We start from the raw sequence: 19387 nt of genomic DNA, 5'->3' as shown, positions 1-19387 counted from the left end.
AAGGAGGTCCAAAATGGCAGCATATATCCCCGTCCCGAGGGATCTTACCCGGGTCAAAACCAAAGTATTTCTCAATCTGACCAAAAGGCAGCTCATCTGCTTCGGACTGGCGGCACTCATCGGTGTGCCGTCATTCTTTTTGATCAAGAGCGTCGGCTCAACGAGCCTCGCCGCTATGAGCATGATCATCATCATGATTCCCATGTTCCTCTTGGCAATGTATGAGCGTGACGGGCAGCCTCTGGAGGTCATTGCAAAGCACTTTATTCAATCAAAATTCATCCGGCCAAAGGTCCGGCCCTATCAGACGGACAACTACTACGACATCCTGAAGAGGGCTGCGCAGGCGGAAAAGGAGGTAGACAGAATTGTTTCAGCTGTTCAAAGGAAAAAGAAATGAGAAACGGTCACTGAAGATTCCCCCGGGACTGTCCAGGACGGATCAGAAACGGGTCCAGGAAGTCATTGACCGTGCAAAGAAAAACGACGGGATCCCCCGGAGCGCCCAGCAGTCGATTCCTTTTGACCGGATGTTCCCTGACGGCATCTGCCGTATCGGAAGCTTTTACACCAAGACCATCCGGTTCCAGGACATCAACTACCAGCTGGCACAGCAGGAAGACAAGACGGCCATCTTTGAAGAGTGGTGCGGGTTCCTGAACTTCTTCGACAGCTCCATTCATTTCGAGCTCAGCTTCATGAACATGACGACTGACGCGGAGAGCTTCGAAGCCGGGATCCGGATCCCTTATCGGAAAGATGCGTTCAACAGTGTCCGTGACGAGTATTCCGAGATGCTGAAGAACCAACTGGCCCAGGGCAACAACGGTCTTACCAAGACCAAGTTCCTGACCTTCGGGATCGAGGCTGACTCCATGAAGCAGGCAAAACCGAGGCTTGAGCATGTGCAGAACGATCTTCTGAATAACTTCAAGCAGCTGGGCGTCCGGGCCGAGGTCCTGAACGGTTACGAGAGACTTAAGCTCATGCACGACATGTTCCACATGGGGGATCCGGAGGACAAGTTCCGCTTTGATTGGAAGTGGCTGGCGGAGTCCGGCCTTTCCGTAAAGGACTTTATTGCTCCGACGGCCTTTGCCCTCCCCGGCAGCCGTACCTTCCAGATGGGATCCCTGTACGGTGCCATGAGCTACCTGCAGATCACGGCATCGGATCTTTCAGACCAGCTTCTGAAGGATTTCCTGGACATGGATTCTTCCCAGATCATTACGATGCACATCCAGTCTGTGGACCAGACGGAGGCGATCAAGACCATCAAGCATACGATCACGGAGCTTGACCGTTCGAAGATCGAGGAGCAGAAAAAGGCAGTACGTTCCGGTTACGACATGGACATTATCCCCTCAGACCTGGCCACCTACGGCAAGGACGCCAAGTCGCTTCTCAAGGAGCTGCAGAGCCAGAATGAGCGTATGTTCATGCTGACAATGCTGATCATGAATACCGGCAGGACCCTGCAGGAGCTGGACACCAACGTGTTCCAGGCAAGCTCCATTGCTCAGAAACACAACTGCAACTTAAGGAGGCTGGACTTCCAGCAGGAAAACGCCCTTATGAGCTGTCTTCCGCTGGCCAGCTGCCTCATCGACATCCGCCGTGCTCTTACGACTTCGAGCACGGCGATTTTTGTACCCTTTACCACCCAGGAGCTTTTCCAGGCTGGCAAGGAATCCCTGTACTACGGACTGAACGCTCTTTCCAACAACCTGATCATGGTGGACCGGAAGGCCCTGAAGAATCCGAACGGCCTGATCCTCGGTACCCCCGGTTCCGGTAAATCCTTCAGCGCCAAGCGCGAGATCGCCAACGCCTTCCTGGTAACGGATGACGATGTGATCATCTGTGACCCGGAGGCTGAGTACACGGCTCTCGTGCAGCGCTTCAACGGCCAGGTCATTCATATCAGTCCGGCCAGCACCCAGTACGTGAATCCGATGGATATCAACCTGAACTACTCCGAGGAGGATAACCCGATCGCGCTGAAATCGGATTTTATCCTGTCTCTCTGCGAGTTGGTTGTCGGCGGTAAGGAAGGCCTGCAGCCAATCGAAAAGACAGTCATTGACCGCTGTGTCCATCAGATCTATCAGAAGTACTTCGAGAACCCGGTTCCGGAGAACATGCCGCTTCTTGAGGATCTGTACAACGCTCTTCTGAAGCAGGAAGAAAAGGAAGCCCATCATGTAGCAACCGCGCTGGAGATCTACGTCAAAGGTTCTCTGAATCTGTTCAATCACAGGACCAACGTGGATATCGACAACCGCCTGGTCTGTTACGACATCAAGGAGCTCGGCAAACAGCTGAAAAAGCTGGGTATGCTGATCGTCCAGGACCAGGTCTGGGGCCGTGTCACCGCGAACCGTGAAGCCGGAAAGGCCACCCGATACTATATGGACGAGTTCCATCTGCTTCTGAAGGAGGAGCAGACGGCGGCCTATTCCGTGGAGATCTGGAAGCGCTTCAGAAAGTGGGGCGGCATCCCCACAGGCATCACCCAGAACGTGAAGGATCTTCTTTCCTCTCACGAGGTAGAGAACATCTTCGAGAACAGCGACTTCATCTATATGCTGAACCAGGCGGCGGGAGACCGTCAGATCCTGGCCAAACAGCTCAACATTTCCCCTCACCAGCTGTCCTATGTGACGCATTCCGGCGAAGGTGAAGGCCTGCTGTTCTACGGCAACGTGATCCTTCCCTTTGTAGACCGGTTCCCGCAGGATACCGAGCTCTACCGCATCATGACCACAAAGCTTTCGGAAGTGGTCGAAGCAAAGGAGGCGTAACCCATGGATAAAGAAACAAGAACCGGAAGGACCGGCCAGGGCAGCGCCTCCGGCCGGTCTTCTCCCGGCAGGAAACTGAAAACGGAGGAAACTGCCAAGAAGGCTTCCGGAAAGAAGCTTCAGGGCGAAAAGGCTTCCCAGGCGGCAGCCGGTGAGAAGCTCCGCTTTGATAAGGCGGTTTTTTCGGATGAGAGCGTAAAGGAAGCAACAAGCCACGGCAGGAAGACGCCCAAAGGCAGCCATGCATCCACGCTGATCTCAGATACGGTCCATCATAAAATCGACCAGGAGGCTGATGATAATGCCGGTACCGATGCCCTGAACAGGAGCAGCCAGTTTGCCGAGCATACGGCGGAGAACGGGTCTAATCTGTTCTCCCGCTGGCGTCAGAAGAGCGAGATCAAGAAGGAGTACGCGGCGGCGAAAACCGGAAAGAACGTAGGCACTGCAGCATCCGGCGCGGCATCCGGCAGCGCGGCGACAGCGAAGAATGCCGGGAAAGCCGCCAAAGAAACAAAGAAGGTGTCGGAACGGGTCGGTGAGTTCGTGTCCAAACACTGGCACGGCTTGCTGATCGGAGGCGGGATCTTGCTGGTGGTCATGATGATCTCCGGCATGATAGGTTCCTGTTCCGTGATGTTCCAGGGCGGATCGGATGTAGTAGTCGAAACATCTTTTACGGCTGAGGATGAGGATATCCTCGGAGTTGAAGCGGACTACTGTGCTCTGGAAGCAGCCCTGCAGGCCCGGATCAATAATCTGCAGTCTGAATTTCCTGGTTACGACGAGATCAACATCACCCAGGACCAGATCGGCCACAATCCCTATGAACTGGCATCGTATCTTACAGTCGTATTCGAGAATTACACCCGTTCCCAGGTACAGAGCACTCTGCAGCAGATCTTTGCCGCGCAGTATGAACTGACCTTCGATTCGGTTGTGGAGACCCGGTACCGGACGGAGACCCGGACGAGGACTGTCACTTATACCGATCCGGAGACCGGCGAGTCGTATGACGAAGAGGAAGAATACGAGGTCGAAGTCCCGTATGACTACTATATCCTCAACGTCACGCTGGACAACAAAGGTCTTGCCAACATCCTGCTTTCGGCAGGCCTCACGGATGACCAGATGATGCGCTATGGGCTCCTGATGCAGACGCTCGGCAACAAGCCGGACATCTTCGGGGACAACCCTTACGCCATAGCCATTCAGGATGTGCTGCACTATGACATCCCCGGTGAAGCCCTGACGGATGAAAAGTTCAGGAAGATGATCACGGAAGCGGAGAAATACCTTGGCTATCCTTACGTCTGGGGAGGATCTTCTCCCTCCACGAGCTTTGACTGCTCCGGCTTTGTCAGCTGGGTCATCAATCACTGCGGAAACGGCTGGAATGTCGGAAGACTGACAGCGGATGGACTGAAAAACATCTGTGCCATCATCCCAAGAAGCGAAGCCAAACCTGGGGACCTGATCTTCTTCCAGGGCACCTATAACACCACTGGAGCTTCACATGTGGCCATCTATGTCGGCAACGGCATGATGATCCACTGCGGAAACCCGATCCAGTACGCGAGTATCGATACCGCTTACTGGCAGGCTCATTTTTATTGCTTTGGCCGTCTGCCTTAAGTCCAGGCAGGCGATCATTTCATCCAAAAGAAGGATGCAAATGGACGATTCAAGACTTGTGAAGCTCCGGGAGGAGCTTGAGAAAGCCCGGAAGAAGCGGGACGACTGGGAGGCGAAGGTCAAGGACCTGGAACGCAGGTACAACGAAGCCGAGAAGGTCTATGTTTACAGCATTTTCCAGACCGCAAACATGACCCCGGAACAGCTGGCGGACCTGATCCGGTCCAAGGGGATCCTTCCGCAGATCCCGGGCGGCTATGCAACTGAAAACGATGACAGCGAAACTTATGAGAAGGAGGATCCTGAAGAATGATGAAAAAGAAACTGACTGCGATGATCGCGGTCCTGCTGGTATGTGTGATGCTCTTCCCGATGACGGCGTTTGCCTATGCCTCAGACGGAGAAGACGCACCTACTGAGACCCCGGCGGCTCAGAACACCGACGCGGCTGCACCTTCCGATGATGCAGAATCGGCTGATCCGGCTGAATCCGGCGAAGACAACACATTTCCCTTTGATACTGATGCTCTGACCACACTGCTTGCCGGTATGGATCCGGAGATCTTGGAGGTGCTGAAGGAACATCCAAAGCTGATCGCCATGCTTCTGCCGACGCTGCATGTCACGGTAAGAGAAGGCTCTGTGATCATCTCCATTGATAAGCAGGAACAGGACGATCCCGGCAGGACCGGGACTGTTACCACCCAGGGCGGCAACCTGAATGTCCGGACCGGCCCGAGCACCGGCTATGACATCATCACCCAGCTGGGGAGCGGATCCAATGTAAAGGTCCTCGGTGAAAAGGATGGCTGGTACCAGATCGAGATCCCTGCAAGATACGGTTACGTCTGTGGCGAATACCTGAGGGTCAATGACATCCCCTCCACCCAGACAGACGACGGTTATTCCTTTGATATCGACCAGGCCACGATCCTGAGTTTCCTGGAGCTCTTCCAGGGCATGATGCAGCCTGCGGAGACCCAGACCGGCCATGGCCTTACTCCCTCCGGCAACCTGACCTTGGTGGATGACTTCGGAGAAAGGAACGGTGAAGGCCAGCAGTTCGTCACCCTGGTTACGAAGAACGGCAACTACTTCTATCTGATCATCGACCGTGATGAGAAGGGCGAGGAAACCGTCCATTTCCTGAACCTGGTGGATGAGCGTGATCTCTTTGCTCTGATGGAGGATGATGAGAAGGCTGCCTATGAGTCCCAGCTGGCTGCGGAACAGGCAGCAAGAGAGGCTGCTGAAAAGGCTGCGGCTGAAGCTGCTTCCCAGACCGGAGAATCCGAGACCCAGAAGCCGGAAGACGAACCGGCCAGGGAAGGTAAAAAGACCAACATGGCCCCGGTCCTGATCATCATCGTCCTGATGGCGGCGGCAGGCGGCGGATGGTTCTTCATGCAGACGAAGAAGAAAAAGAAGGCTGCTGATGCCCCGGATCCCGACGCCGACTACACCGATGAGGATGAGGAAGATTACGGTGCCGGTACGGATACGGAGGATATCGACTCTTACGATGTCGGGGATCCTTATGAGAACGAGATCCTTGATGATCCGGATGAATCCGCTGATTCCGGCGAGGAGGATGTGTAATGGTGATCGAAATGACGCCGCAGGAGCTGCGGGATTATATCCGGTTCATGCCGGATGATGAGGTGCTGAAGATCACCATCGAGTTCAGGGAGGACAGCCATGAGCGAGATGACAGAGAACGGGCCGAAGCGGTATAAGCTGAAAGAGGTCTGCATCCGCCTGGCTGAGGGGCATCCGCTTTATTCGGATGTCCCGCTTTCCTCCCCGACAGCAGCGCTGGATGTGATGCGGAAGGAACTCTCCCAGTATGACCGGGAAGTCCTCTGCGTGGTGAACCTCAACAACAAGCTGAAGCCCATCAATTTCAATATCGTCAGCATGGGCAGCATCAACGGGTCCATCGCATCGATCCCCAACATCCTGAAGTCCGGTATCCTCTCGAACGCCTACGGCTTCCTGCTGCTGCACAATCATCCCAGCGGCGATGTGACACCTTCCAGAGAGGATATCCAGACCACCAGGCGCTGTATCGAAGCCGGAAAGATCATGGATATCCCCTGTCTGGACCATGTGATCGTAGGCGGCGGAAACAGTGATTATTACAGCTTCTGGGAGTCCGGAATGGTGGATTTCACAAATGAAAAGATCTCTATGACAGCGGAGCAGATCCTGCGTGTCAATGAAAGCGATTCAACCTATAAAGGAGGAACTGAAACAATGCCTGAGAACGGAAGAAAAGATGATCTGTTCGTACCTGATTTCGTAAAGGAAGCCGAGGAACAGATCGCCAAGGGAGTAAAGCTCCCGACACAGGAAGAAGTAACGATCAAGTTCGGCAAGGGTCTGGCGGAACCTTTCCAGTCAAAAGACGGTAGGGAGTTCATGAGGATCACGATTCCCAACCAGGATCCGGCGGACAAGACACCTTGGGCAAGCTTTGTGCTCCCCGCGAAGGCCGTGCATGAGAACCAGTACGGTAAAGGCCTCTGGGCCAAAATCCCTGCTGACGGAACCACTGTGGTAACGAAGCCTACCCTTCAGGGCCAGGACGATAAGGGGAAGAACATCTGGCAGGACGTGAAGACCCAGGTTCCGAACACGGAGCTGAAAGCGATGGTCGAGTCCTACAAGACCAGAGATCCGCAGTCCAAAGAAACCCAGCACCGTGCGTCTGCCAGGGATGAGCTTAACGCTCTGGTGAAAGATACTGCGGCGAAGGTCGCTGCGGACAAGCCCAAGGTCAAGACCAAAACGAAGAAGGGTCCAGAACTGTAAGCCGGGAGAGGCAGTGAAAGCTGCCTCGTACATAATGATTTATTGGTACATTTTCATTTTTGGTCATAGTTTCATCAGAAGGGTATGGTATAATGCCAAAGCATCGAAAAAAACTGCAAAAAAATAAAAACACTTTGCCGTTCTCAAACGTTATAAGAGTGAAAGCTGAAGGAAAGGAGGGTGCCATGATCACAGAGCTATATACCGTGTATCGGATAGAGCTGTTGAAATACTGCTGTATGATATGCGGAAATGTCAGTGATGCCGAGGATCTACTGCAGGAGACCTTCATGAAGGCACTTTCCAATCTGGATCTTCTGGAAGAATTGGGAGAGAAAGAACGACGTGCCTGGCTGTATAAGGTGGCAAGGAACCTGTTCTATGATGCCTGCCGAAGGCGAACCGTAGAGCAGAACAACCAGATGCAGGCCGAGGAAGAAACGGACGGCGGCTTCTCAGAAGTCGAAACAGCAATGATCCTCTCCTCACTGCCGCCGGATCTGTCCCAACTCTTTATCAAACGGTACTTTGACGGATACACCTCAAAGGAACTTGCAGAAGAATACGGGCTGTCACCATCAGGAGTCCGGGCTGCTCTAAGCCGCGCCAGAAAGCTCCTGAGAGAAAAACTGAAATCATAACGGAGGACGAATCTCATGAAGAAGAACAAAATGATCAATGCCGCAACCTGCGATGCGAGAGCCGTAACAGAAGAAAGCCTTGCCGTGTATGAAAATATCACCATCAATGCCGCGATTCTGATTGTCAATGAGCGTTCCAAGGAACTGTTGAACAAGTATCCCGTGACCATGAATGCGGCGACTGTGCTGGAAATCCCGGATGGAGAGAATGTTTCTGTGCAGAGCATCAACGGTAAGGGTGAGATCGGCCCGGACGCGGACGGAACCGGTGTTTTCCTGATGGTCAATGGCAAACTGGTTATTGCCGACGGCAGCCAGGAAGCTGTGAAAAGCTATTACAGCATCATGGTGAACGGAAAGGTCCTGATGCCGAAAAGCTTTGAGGGCCGGTTTTCGAATATTCAGGTAAGAGGAAAGACCGAATATTATCCGGACGGAGCAACGATCCTGAAGGCTGATACGGAGATCGACGATCTGTTTATCGCAAGAGCAGCGAACACTCTGTACTACTGCTCCGGAAATCTCTTCTTCCTGGATACCGGGATTGACTCAGAGAAGCTGCTTTCAAAGGGCCTGAAGTTTACCGCAAAGAGGGTCGTGATCGCAGAAAGCCTGATCGGCAGGCTGGTTTCTCTGTTTGATGAAGAAGCCGAAATCGTGAAGGTCCCTGACGGCACAAAGCTCATCGATGACGATCTGGAACTGAAGCCGAAAACCATCAAAAAGTATGGAACCAGGCTCTGTGTCACAGGCGACGTTTCCATCAAAGATGCCGAAGCCCTCTCTTCTCTGGAATACCTGTTCGCAGATGGTACTGTCAGCGTAAACAAGGAGTTGGAAGACGCTTTTGATGAAATCGAAAGTGTATATGACGAGCTGCGGGTCATTGATCCGGATCTGGGCCTTATCGTAGATCGTCCCATGGTCAAGGTCGGTGCTGCCGTACTTGGGAAGTATCCGAAGGGAGTGCGGGTCGAAGACTGCGCCAAGGTCACTCTCTCCGAGGATCTGAGCGCTGAAGACATCATGGAAAAACTGCATATCGTGGATTGCGCTATGGTTATCTGCTCGAAGGAGCAGGAAGAGGCCGTCAATATGATTGCTGAGGATGTAGCCATGATTCAGGTGTCCGGGCAGGATTCGGATGATGAAGATGGTGAGGATGGAGGGGCTCTCGGAATGTTCGGCTCCTTCCTCGGCAAGCTGAAAGATACCCAGATAATTAACGCTGCCGAGTATAAGATGTAAGAGCTTCGACAAGCGATTATTATGGACCATATGGAGCAGATGATGCTTCGAATGACCGAACTCCAACCCAAAATCCCATCCTGGGCAAAGGCCGAAAACATGGAGGCCTGCACTCCGCAGAACGAACTCTGGAAATATGCAGATGAGCCTTTCCAAATGACAACCAAAAAGCGCAAAAGAATCCAGGCGGGAGAAGTCTCATAAGGGGCTTCTCTTTCCTGGCGAGGAGACGCATTACATAGCGCCAAGGATCACAAGTCCCTGGCGCTGTTTTTATGCCCATTTTTGAAGAAGGAGGATGCACGAATGAAACTTGTTATTGCCGAGAAGCCCAGTGTGGCCCAGTCCCTGGCCAGGGTGATCGGTGCAGACAAACGCCGGGACGGTTACCTGGAAGGCGGCGGATATCTGGTCAGCTGGTGTGTCGGCCATCTGGTGGAGCTTTCCGCGCCGGAACGCTATGATGAACGCTTTGCCAAGTGGCGGCTGGAAGACCTGCCGATCCTGCCGGAGCGTTGGCTGTATGAGGTCTCTCAGGCCACCAGGAAGCAGTATCAGATCCTGAAGTCTCTGATGGAACGCTCCGATGTGGAGAGCCTTGTCTGTGCCACTGATGCCGGGCGTGAAGGCGAACTGATCTTTCGTCTGGTCTACAACCAGGCCCGATGTAAGAAAACTTTTGAACGGCTGTGGATCTCCAGCATGGAGGACTCAGCCATCCGGGAAGGCTTTGAGAAGCTAAAACCGGGAACACAATATGACCTCTTGTATGAGGCAGCCCTTTGCCGGGAACGTGCCGACTGGATCATCGGAATGAACGCTACCCGGCTTTTTTCATGCCTGTACGGTCAGACTCTGGCTGTTGGCAGGGTGATGACGCCGACGCTGGCCATGGTTGTCATGCGGGACGCCCAGATCGCAGCCTTCAAGCCGGAGCCTTTTTGGACTGTCCAGCTGAAAGCCGGAGATCTAGACGTGTCCAGCCGACGTTTTTCGACAAAAAACGACGCCGAAGCAGTCCTTCAGGAGTGCCGGGCTGCCGGAGAAGTCATGATTGAAGCTGTTGAGACGAAGGAAAAGCTGGAGAAGCCGCCTCTTCTGTATGACCTGACGAGCCTGCAGAAAGACGCCAACCGCATCCTCGGCTTTACGGCTCAGCAGACACTGGATCACACCCAGAGCCTTTACGAAAAGAAGTTGGTCACTTATCCCCGCACCGACAGCCGGTATCTTACCGATGATATGCGGGAGATGCTGCCGGAGCTGATCAATGCAGTTGCACGCAAATTCAAATACAACGGCAGTGCGCTTCGCAGTGAGCCGGTCCGCCCTGCAAGCATTTTCAACAGCAGCAAGGTCAGTGATCATCATGCCATTATCCCGACAAAGACGATGGCAGGAAGCGATTTCAGTGAGCTTTCCCTTGGAGAAATGGCAGTTCTGCAATTGATTTCCGCAAGGCTTCTCTGCGCAGTTGCTGAAGATTACCGGTATGCGGAATCAACTGTAAAGTCATGCTGTGGAACTGAAGAATTCACCAGGAAAGGCAGGACAGACCTTCAGCTTGGCTGGAAAGCCATCTGGCAGCATTTTTATCCGGATAAGAAGAAGGACGAGGATTCCATTCGACAGATCCCGGGCCAGGGAAATCGGCTTCAAATCGATTCTTCAGCGCTGAAAGAGGGCAAGACCTCCCCGAGCAAGCACTTTACTGAAGACACCCTTCTTTCAGCTATGGAGACTGCCGGCGCCGATGAAACGCCGGAGGAAGCGGAAAGCAAAGGCCTTGGGACCCCGGCCACCCGTGCCGCCACCATCGAAAAGCTGGTGCAGCGTGGCTTTATCGAGCGTAAAGGCGATAAGAAAACGAAACACTTGATCGCCACGGACAAGGGCAATGCCCTGATCACCGTCATGCCGGAGCAGATCCAGTCGCCTTCCATGACCGCCGAATGGGAGCAGAAGCTCCTAGGCATTGAGCACGGCGAATACGATGCTGCGGATTTCATGGATGGAATCTCCGGGATGATTGCCGGGCTTGTGACAACCTATGAAAAAGCGAAAGGAGCAGATGCGCTTATGAGCAGAAACAAAGTGATCGGCACCTGTCCCCACTGCGGGTCCGAGGTGCTGGAAAAACAGAAGGGCTGGTTCTGCAGCAACAGCGAATGCCGGTTCATTCTCTGGAAGGACAATGCCTATTTCACAAAGATCGGAAAACGACTGACCTCCCAGATCGTGGAGAAGCTTCTGAAGGATGGCCGCGCCAGACTGAAGGGCTGCAAGAGTCAGAAGACCGGCAAGACCCATAACGCGGATATCGTGCTTTCCACGGAGGCGGACGGCAGACCGCAGTTCTCCATGGAATTCGATAAACGCAAAGGAGGCGGTAAGTGATGGACGAGAAAGAACACAGTATCCGTTTCATTAACAGCAGCTATGATACGCTCTTTCGAATCCCGGACGGCGGCACAGTGGAAGTTCAGTTCCCTGATCGGAAGTTCTCCGCAAAATGCGAGTATATCGACGACTATCACACGCTTGTCGGTGACTCTGTGTTCCACATCTGCGAATTTGCCGAAATGGTTGAGCATCAGCATGGCTCGGTTCGCCCTGAGCCGGAGACCGAATTGGATCAGGCAGCCTGGCAGCTCGGTCACAGAGAGTACCTTGCACTGCAGACTACGGATTCCGGGTACGATTATACGATTTACAGTCAGCAGTTCAAGCTGATGGATGGAGGCCAGCTCGATAACCCTGATCTCAGCATAAATCAGGCACGGGATCAGATCATGGAGATGCATGGGTTTGGACGCAGGAATCGACGAGCTGTTCCTTTTGAGCACGTTATGGAACAGGCTGAGCTTGTAAGCGGCTCTGTTCTGAAACAGCTGGACGATCTGAAAAGCCACTCCGCCCAGGGACAGAAAATCGGAAAGGAGGTGCGCCATGTCGGAAAAGAAAGATAAGGCCTATCCTTCCCAGTTCGATAAGGTCAAGGAGATTACAGATAAGCTGGAAGCCGGTATCCAGGCGCTGTTTGAGAGTGAAGCTTTCAAGAACTATCTGAAGACGCTCTCCAAATTCCACGATTATTCCCTGAACAACACGATTCTGATTGCCATGCAGAAACCCGACGCCACACTGGTTGCCGGGTACACTGCCTGGCAGAAGAACTTCGGTAGGCAGGTCCAGAAGGGCGAGACCGGGATCCGGATCCTTGCTCCGACGCCTTATAAGAAACAGATGGAAGTGGACCGGCTTGATCCTGTCACGCAACAGCCGGTCCTGAATCCGGACGGCAGCACGGCAAAGGATTTAAAGGAGATCATGGTCCCAGCCTTCAAGGTCGTGAACGTCTTTGATGTCAGCCAGACGGACGGGAAGCCCCTACCCACCATCGGCGTAGATGAGCTCTCCGGTAATGTCACAAATTACGAGATGTTCTTCGAAGCCCTGAAACGGGCCTGCCCGGTTCCTGTCGGCTTTGAGGATATCCCTTCCGGGGCCAAGGGCTACTACCACACGGTTGATCAACGGATCGCCCTGCAGGAAGGTATGAGCCAGGTCCAGACGGTCAAGACAATGATTCACGAGATGGCCCACCAGAAGCTGCATGCCATTGATCCGAAGGACCTGCCTCCGGAGGAACCGAGGCTCACCCGAAACGCCAAGGAGGTCGAGGCGGAGGCTGTCGCTTACACCGTCGCCCAGCATTACGGCATCGAGACAAGCGATTACAGCTTTGCCTATATCGCCGGATGGTCTCACGGAAAGGAAACACCGGAGCTGAAGGCTTCCCTTGACAGGATCCGCAAGGCTGCCGATGAGATGATCACGAGCATCGATGACCACATCATGTATCTTCAGCAGGAAAAAGGAATTGACGTGAAACCGGAGATTTCGCCGAATCCTGCTCCCGGTCTTCAGGAGAACGGCAGGTACCGTTATTATTCCACCCAGCGTCCGGTCGATATCGACACTTTCCCGAAACCTGCCGGTAATGCTCCTGTGGAGATCCACAACTATGATAATCGGCAGCTTGTTGAGGGTGGCACGATGCAGGCCTGGGGTTGGCTGGAATACGCTAAGCCTCTGACTGAAAAGGAAGCCGGTGATTACGAATTGAAACCAGCCCCGTCTGCGGAGAAAGCTAAGATCGCCCCGGAACAGTCAGAGTCCTCTTCCGAGAAGAAGCATTCCGTCCTGCAGGATCTGCAGACGAAGGCTGAAAAGGCCAAACAGAAATCCACACAAAAAAGCACACAGAAATCGCACAAAAAGAAGGAGGAATCACGATGATCTTTACCGTAGAAGAAGCTGCTCTGGTCAGCTCATTTGATCATTCCAACCGGAATGCTGCCCTTTTGAAAATGGCAGCGCATCTGAAGTTGATCGAGGATGCTGAACTGAAGGAGCTCACCCGTCGCACCGTCAGGAAGCTGAACAAACTGACAGACGCAGAATTCGCCAGCATCGATTTTACTGTCTACGACAGTGATGCTGAGAACGAGGAGGCAGATCGTGAGTAAATGGGATGAGGCTCACACCGAGCCGATGCATGATCACCCGGCTGAGAAGGATCAGCTGGTGGCTGCCATGGAGGCTGCCGGATATGTGCTGGATACTGCGGAAAGCACTGAAGACAACCTCCGTTTCTTCGGAGCATATGGCAATGTTCTGACAATGGGCGGCTGGCATGAGTGCGAGGAGTGGCTGAACGGAGTCGTATTTGATGACCCGCAGGTATCTGATCGCGTAGAGATCATCCTGCATCCGGAACGTTTTCCGGAACGCGATCCGCAGAGAGCCGCGCTTCGTGCTGTGGAGGATGCGGTGGAGCAGAACGACAACAACTTTGACGGCATCATCAACAACATGCCGCAGCCGGATCCGGCAGAAGCACTCAGAGCCCAAGCCAGACAGTCCGAGCAGACAGCAGTCAGAGATTCCGTCCTGGAAGATCTGAAGGCTCAGCGTGAACGGGCTGAACAGCTCGAAAAGGCAAAACGTCGTCCTCACATTCTTCGCCATCCGGAAGAAAGGGAGCGTGTATGAGGACCAAAACGAGAAGTCTGGAAGTCCTTTTCTCCCCGGAAGAGTACAAGCTGCTTTGCCAGCGTTCGGAAGAAGCAGGCGTCCGCTTTCTCGGACCGTTCATCCGCAAAATGTCTCTGGACGGTTATATCGTCAAGCTGGATACTTCCGATATTCACGAGATGACTTCGCTTCTCAGACGCTGCAGCAACAACCTAAACCAGATTGCGAAAAAGGCAAATGCCACAGGAAGCATTTACGGCGCGGATATTGCTGAGATTCAGGCGAAGCAGGATGAAATCTGGGAAATGGCAAAAGAGATCCTAGCGAGACTTTCATCCATTCAGTAAACGACACCGGGGACCGTATCGGATTTCTGTCCGGTACGGCCCCGGCATTTTTCATTTTCAGGAGGAACACAAATGGCAGCAACACGACTGATTGCTCTTCACCAGAGGAAGGGACAATCGATAGCCCACAGCCTCAGTGAGCGAACGGATTACGCAAAGAATCCGGAGAAAACGGAGAAAGGCGAGCTTATTACCGCCTACGGCTGTGATCCGATGACTGCAGATGAAGAGTTCATGCTTCAAAAGAGACAGTATTATCACATCACTGGCAAACAACCCCGGCACGATATCATCGCGTATCAGATCCGGCAATCCTTCAAACCCGGCGAGATCACGGCAGAGGAAGCTAACCGGATCGGCTATGAGCTGGGTCTGCGCTTCACGAAGGGAAACTACTCCTTCATTGTGGCCACGCACACCGACCGGGCTCATATTCACAACCACATCATTTTCAATTCCACAAGCATGGACGGAACCAGAAAATTCAAAAACTTCTGGCTGTCCGGCCGGGCACTTCAGAAAGTCAGCGATATGATCTGCCTGGAAAACGGCCTCTCCGTGATTAAGCCTCTTCCGTATTCGGACAGACCCAGACGGACCACTTACCCGCAGCGTGAGAGTTTCCGCGACATGATCTGTCGTGATATCGATACGATTGTCGCAAAGAAGCCGAAGGACTTTGCCGATTTTCTGCAAATGCTGGAATCTGCAGGATATGAAATAAAGCAGGGAAAGAACATCGCACTCCGGGGAAAAGACCAGAAGCGCTTTATCCGCCTCTCTTCTCTCGGGGACGGATATTCGGAGGAAGATCTTCGTGCGGTCATCATCGGCACCCGTAACCATAGGCCGAAAAGCAAATATGCGCGTAGTGAGCAATCTGTCAATCTGCTTCTTAATGTACGGGAAAAGCTTCAGGAAAAAGGAGCCGGGTATGCCCATTGGACGAAGGTTTATAATCTGAAGCAGATCTCAAAAAGTATGCTTTTGTTCCACGAACGTGGCGCGGAAACGCTGAAAGAGATCAATGCTCTTGTCGATAAAACAGTAAAAAGGCGGGATGAGCTGCAGACCCAGATTGCAGAATCCGAGAAACGTCTGGCAGAGATCGCCACGCTGAAAAAGAATATCATCAATTATTCCAAAACCAGAACCACATATGAGGCCTATCGCAAAGCTGGTTACAGTAAGAAATTCTTCGAGGAGCATCGTGAGGAAATTACGCTGCACAAAGCCGCCAAGAAAGCCTTCGATGAGCTGGGCATCGCCCGTATCCCAAAGGTAAAAGAGCTTAGTGCCGAATACGCCGAGATCTTAACTTCGAAGAAACAGGCCTACACCGAATTTCGAAAAGTTCGAGATGAGGCACAGGAAATGCTCATTTCAAGACAGAACCTCATTTCCTTTAGTGAAGCCGAACCGCAGGAACAGGAGAAAACCAAAAAGACCGAAAGGGCCAGATGACTTCACCGGGCAATCGCATCTTTTTCAAGGTGCGGTTGTCCGGCTTTTTGCATTTCAGCGTTCGGCACGAACGCGCAGCCATCACGAAGTGATGATCTGGACGGGGCTTGGGGCAGCACCAACGCGCAGTTCCGGAAGGACTATTTCAGTGAAAACTGAAATCGATCCGGATCGGAACACTGCTCGCCAAGTAGTGAAATGAAGAAAATGGCCTGTGTTGATGCTTGAAACCGTCAGCATGCCTCTGCGACACATATTCAATCTTGAAAAAGTGCGTGATTTTGTGTATAATCCAAAATGTTGAATTGTATCCTGAAGGATCTGCAGGATTTAGACGATATAATCAGGTATTACAGCAACACCGACTATGTTTCATCAGAACAGGGGGTTGTCAATGGCAGTCAGTTACAATAAGCTCTGGAATCTCGTAAGGCAAAATAAAATGAAGAAAGGTGATCTCGCCAGAGCTGCAGAGATTAGTAATTATTGGATGTCCAAGTTGAACCACGACGAGCCGGTACAGATGGAGGTAATGCTGCGACTGTGCAAGGTGTTTCACTGCGATATTGGAGACTTGATGGAAGTCATCGAGGAAGAGTAATTATTCGTCTTATGGAGAAGAACAGAGAAATGAAACCTGAAGAACGAGCGCGAGAAAAAATCGATAAGCAGCTTATTAATGCTGGCTGGGACATCGTGTCTCGAAATGAGTATATCCCCAAGTCAACATCAGCTGTGAAAGAAGGCCTTATGCAGGGAAACACAGAGAGTGACTACCTGCTTTTTGTCGATGATAAGGCTATTGCCGTAGTTGAAGCAAAACGTGATGACAACCCACTTGGACCTGAGGTTGAGAAGCAGGCTGAAGGTTATGCCAGAAGCCCGCAGAATTGGTATGGCCTGTGGTATCAGGGGCTGATTCCGCTTGTGTATATGGCAAACGGAAAGAAGATCTACTTCAAGAACATGCTTACGGACCCTGATGGCGATTATGTTGAACTTTCAGAGATGCATTCTCCAAAGAAGATGTTGTCGCTCATCAATAAGGTGTCTGAGTATGGTGCTCTTCCACGTCTTGAAAAGAAGGGGCTTCGTGATTGCCAGTATAATGCTGAGATCGAACTTGAAAAGTCGATGAAGGAGGGCAAAAAGAAAAACCTTGCCATCCTTGCTATCGGTTCCGGTAAAACTTATCTGGCATGTCTGGCAAGCTACAGGCTTTTAAACTATACGCCTACAAAGAGAATTCTCTTCCTTGTAGACAGAAATAACCTTGCAAGGCAGACAGAAGCTGAGTTCAGCCAGTTTGACCGTACCGAAGGTCAGGTAGAAATGAGCTCTCTGTATGAGATTAAGCGTCTGAAGAAGGAAAACGATATAAAGGCAGATATCGTTATTTCCACCATTCAGAAGCTTTTTGCTGTGCTTACAGGTCAGGCTCTGTCGGATGACAGTGAAGATGCCGAAGACGAAAAGACTATGACGGATGAAGAGAAGGAATCGAAGGAAATCATCACGCTTGGTGATGATCTTAAGCTTCCTCCGGATCACTTCCAGTTCATCGTTGTAGATGAATGCCACAGATCCATCTATGGCAAGTGGAGAGCTGTTCTGGATTACTTCTCTGGTGCAAAGGTTCTGGGACTTACAGCGACACCTACGCCAGAAGCATATGCTTTCTTCAATAACAACATCATTGAAGAATACACTTATGATGAATCTGTTGTAGACGGTGTTAATGTTCCGTCACGTGTTTACCGCATTGCTACGGAGATCACGGAGCACGGTGGAGCTATCAGATCCGGCACGAAGGTTACGGAGACAGTCCGTAAGACTGGTGAGACCACAACGTATGATGCACCGCAACGAATAGATTATGACAATATGCAGCTGGATCGGTCTGTAGTAAACAGAGATCAGATCAGGAAGGTGCTGACAGCATATAAGAAGGCAATTTATGAAGAACTGTACCCTGAGCGTGAAAAGAGCTGGGAGTACATACCGAAGACATTGATCTTTGCAAAAGACGATAATCATGCTTCAGAGATCGTGGAAGGCGTGAAGGATGTTTTCAAGAGTGAGTTTGATAACGAAGAAGTTCCGGAGCATTTTGTGCAGAAGATCACATACTCTTCCGGAGATTCTAACGGTCTGATCAGGGATCTGAGAACAGAAAAGGATTTCAGAGTTGCTGTTACTGTTACGCTGGTTGCGACCGGTACCGATGTTAGACCGCTGGAAGTGGTTCTGTTCATGAAGGATGTCCGTTCGGACGTGCTCTATACACAGATGAAGGGGCGTGGTTGTCGTATCATCAGCGATGATAAGCTCCGTGAGGTTACTCCTAATGCCAACACGAAGGAATGTTATTACATTGTTGATGGTGTAGGCGTAACAGAGCATGAAAAGATCATCCCGCATCCGATAATCAATCCGGGCCCGGGAAAGAAAATCCTTTCGCTGGAACACCTTATGGAGCACCTGGCACACAATGAAGTGAGCGATGAGAACCTGTGGCTGTTAAGGGATTACTGCTCTACCATCAACAGGCGGTATGAGGATAATCCGCTATTTGGCAGACACCTGGACTACTTCATCACGACCTACGGATTTGCTCCGAGAAAAATTGCAGGAAACATCCAGAATGCTACAGATCAGGGCTTGTTAATCGAGTGCCAGTATATTGATCCATCGCATGACAACAGTGCGCGTATGGCATTGATATCAAATCTGATCAGTAATATAGCAGCCAGGAAGAAACTGCTTGAAATGCAGCGCGGCTATATCCTGAACACAGAGGAAGATCCGGATGAGGTTATCTATGCCGGATTCTCCAAAGAAACTGCGAAGAGCTTCATAGAGAATTTCGAGAAGTACCTTGATGACAATAAGGACAGTATCGAAGCGCTCAGGATTATTTACAACTCCGAAGACACCATCATCACACATGAGATGCTGAGTGAACTGCGGGATAGACTCCTGGCTGAGAGCAGGCAGTATGGCGTGTACCAGATCTGGAAGAACTACAAGGTGCTGGATACCGAAGGCAATGTGGATGATCTGGATGTGAAGACGAATGTGAATGCTCTTACGAACCTGATCCAGATTGTTCGGTATGCATACAAGAAGAACCAGAAGCTTACAAGCCTGATTAATGGATATGCAAAGCGTTTTGCTCTGTACTGTGGGCAGCAGCAGCGTGTCCTGACAGAAGATCAGGTTGAGATTATGAAACAGGTTGCGGAGTTCGTAATTAATGATGGCGGAATCTCTGTAAAAGAACTGAACGAGATCGACACAGATCTTTGGAGAAAAGGCGTAACGAGTTTCGGAGGCAAAGTGCTTGCGGAAGAGATGCAGGCATTATCAAGGTTTTTATTGAAGGTGGCATAAT

General features: G+C 51.7%; 18 protein-coding genes. All 18 read left to right on the top strand.

Annotation, left to right across the window (positions count from 1 at the left end; genetic code table 11):
• Positions 1-13 precede the first annotated feature (13 nt).
• The 18 genes from HW273_RS01970 to HW273_RS01885 all read left to right on the top strand — a co-directional run bounded on the left by HW273_RS01970 (position 14) and on the right by HW273_RS01885 (position 19386).
• Positions 14-400: a PrgI family protein gene (locus HW273_RS01970; protein ID WP_179010204.1), complete on the top strand. Its 387-nt coding sequence runs from the start codon at positions 14-16 to the stop codon at positions 398-400.
• 16 nt (positions 401-416) lie between these two features.
• On the top strand, positions 417-2804 hold the full coding sequence (locus HW273_RS01965; RefSeq protein ID WP_179012380.1) for a VirB4-like conjugal transfer ATPase, CD1110 family: 2388 nt from the start codon (positions 417-419) through the stop codon (positions 2802-2804).
• Between the two features lie 3 nt (positions 2805-2807).
• Entirely contained in the window at positions 2808-4439 is a 1632-nt protein-coding gene (locus tag HW273_RS01960; RefSeq protein ID WP_179010203.1) for a C40 family peptidase, read from the top strand.
• Positions 4440-4479: 40 nt separating this feature from the next.
• Entirely contained in the window at positions 4480-4752 is a 273-nt protein-coding gene (locus HW273_RS01955) for a DUF4315 family protein (protein ID WP_243206717.1), read from the top strand.
• Positions 4749-6038: a CD1107 family mobile element protein gene (locus HW273_RS01950; RefSeq protein ID WP_179010201.1), complete on the top strand. Its 1290-nt coding sequence runs from the start codon at positions 4749-4751 to the stop codon at positions 6036-6038. Before HW273_RS01955 ends, HW273_RS01950 begins: the two co-directional genes overlap by 4 nt.
• Positions 6038-6175, top strand: coding sequence for a hypothetical protein (locus tag HW273_RS01945; RefSeq protein ID WP_179010200.1), 138 nt, complete (start codon positions 6038-6040; stop codon positions 6173-6175). The genes HW273_RS01950 and HW273_RS01945 overlap by 1 nt, the downstream gene beginning before the upstream one ends.
• Entirely contained in the window at positions 6138-7253 is a 1116-nt protein-coding gene (locus tag HW273_RS01940) for a JAB domain-containing protein (RefSeq protein ID WP_179010199.1), read from the top strand. The genes HW273_RS01945 and HW273_RS01940 overlap by 38 nt, the downstream gene beginning before the upstream one ends.
• A 185-nt stretch (positions 7254-7438) precedes the next feature.
• Complete coding sequence (locus HW273_RS01935; RefSeq protein WP_179010198.1) at positions 7439-7894, top strand: RNA polymerase sigma factor; 456 nt, start codon at positions 7439-7441, stop codon at positions 7892-7894.
• 15 nt (positions 7895-7909) lie between these two features.
• Positions 7910-9142 carry a hypothetical protein gene (locus tag HW273_RS01930; protein ID WP_179010197.1) on the top strand — a complete coding sequence of 411 codons (1233 nt, stop codon included), beginning with the start codon at positions 7910-7912 and terminating at the stop codon, positions 9140-9142.
• A 306-nt stretch (positions 9143-9448) separates the two neighbouring features.
• Positions 9449-11539, top strand: a complete 2091-nt coding sequence (locus HW273_RS01925) for a DNA topoisomerase 3 (protein ID WP_179010196.1) — start codon at positions 9449-9451, stop codon at positions 11537-11539.
• Positions 11539-12111, top strand: a complete 573-nt coding sequence (locus HW273_RS01920; protein ID WP_179010195.1) for an LPD16 domain-containing protein — start codon at positions 11539-11541, stop codon at positions 12109-12111. Before HW273_RS01925 ends, HW273_RS01920 begins: the two co-directional genes overlap by 1 nt.
• Entirely contained in the window at positions 12092-13444 is a 1353-nt protein-coding gene (locus HW273_RS01915; RefSeq protein ID WP_179010194.1) for an ArdC-like ssDNA-binding domain-containing protein, read from the top strand. The genes HW273_RS01920 and HW273_RS01915 overlap by 20 nt, the downstream gene beginning before the upstream one ends.
• Positions 13441-13674, top strand: a complete 234-nt coding sequence (locus HW273_RS01910) for a transposon-transfer assisting family protein (protein ID WP_179010193.1) — start codon at positions 13441-13443, stop codon at positions 13672-13674. The genes HW273_RS01915 and HW273_RS01910 overlap by 4 nt, the downstream gene beginning before the upstream one ends.
• The gene (locus HW273_RS01905) at positions 13667-14200 is read left to right on the top strand and encodes a DUF4316 domain-containing protein (RefSeq protein ID WP_330603878.1); all 534 of its coding nucleotides are present in this window, start codon (positions 13667-13669) and stop codon (positions 14198-14200) included. Before HW273_RS01910 ends, HW273_RS01905 begins: the two co-directional genes overlap by 8 nt.
• Positions 14197-14529, top strand: a complete 333-nt coding sequence (locus HW273_RS01900; protein WP_179010191.1) for a plasmid mobilization protein — start codon at positions 14197-14199, stop codon at positions 14527-14529. Before HW273_RS01905 ends, HW273_RS01900 begins: the two co-directional genes overlap by 4 nt.
• 72 nt (positions 14530-14601) lie before the next feature.
• The gene (locus HW273_RS01895) at positions 14602-15993 is read left to right on the top strand and encodes a relaxase/mobilization nuclease domain-containing protein (protein WP_179010190.1); all 1392 of its coding nucleotides are present in this window, start codon (positions 14602-14604) and stop codon (positions 15991-15993) included.
• A gap of 394 nt (positions 15994-16387) precedes the next feature.
• Entirely contained in the window at positions 16388-16594 is a 207-nt protein-coding gene (locus HW273_RS01890) for a helix-turn-helix domain-containing protein (RefSeq protein ID WP_179010189.1), read from the top strand.
• Positions 16595-16605: 11 nt separating this feature from the next.
• The gene (locus HW273_RS01885; RefSeq protein WP_243206716.1) at positions 16606-19386 is read left to right on the top strand and encodes a type I restriction endonuclease subunit R; all 2781 of its coding nucleotides are present in this window, start codon (positions 16606-16608) and stop codon (positions 19384-19386) included.
• Position 19387: the final 1 nt, after the last annotated feature.

Origin of the sequence: Oribacterium sp. oral taxon 102 (assembly GCF_013394775.1) — a bacterium.
Taxonomy (GTDB): Bacteria; Bacillota; Clostridia; order Lachnospirales; family Lachnospiraceae; genus Oribacterium.
Note: the sequence above shows the minus strand (reverse complement) of the source record. Positions and strands in the feature narration are given on the sequence as shown.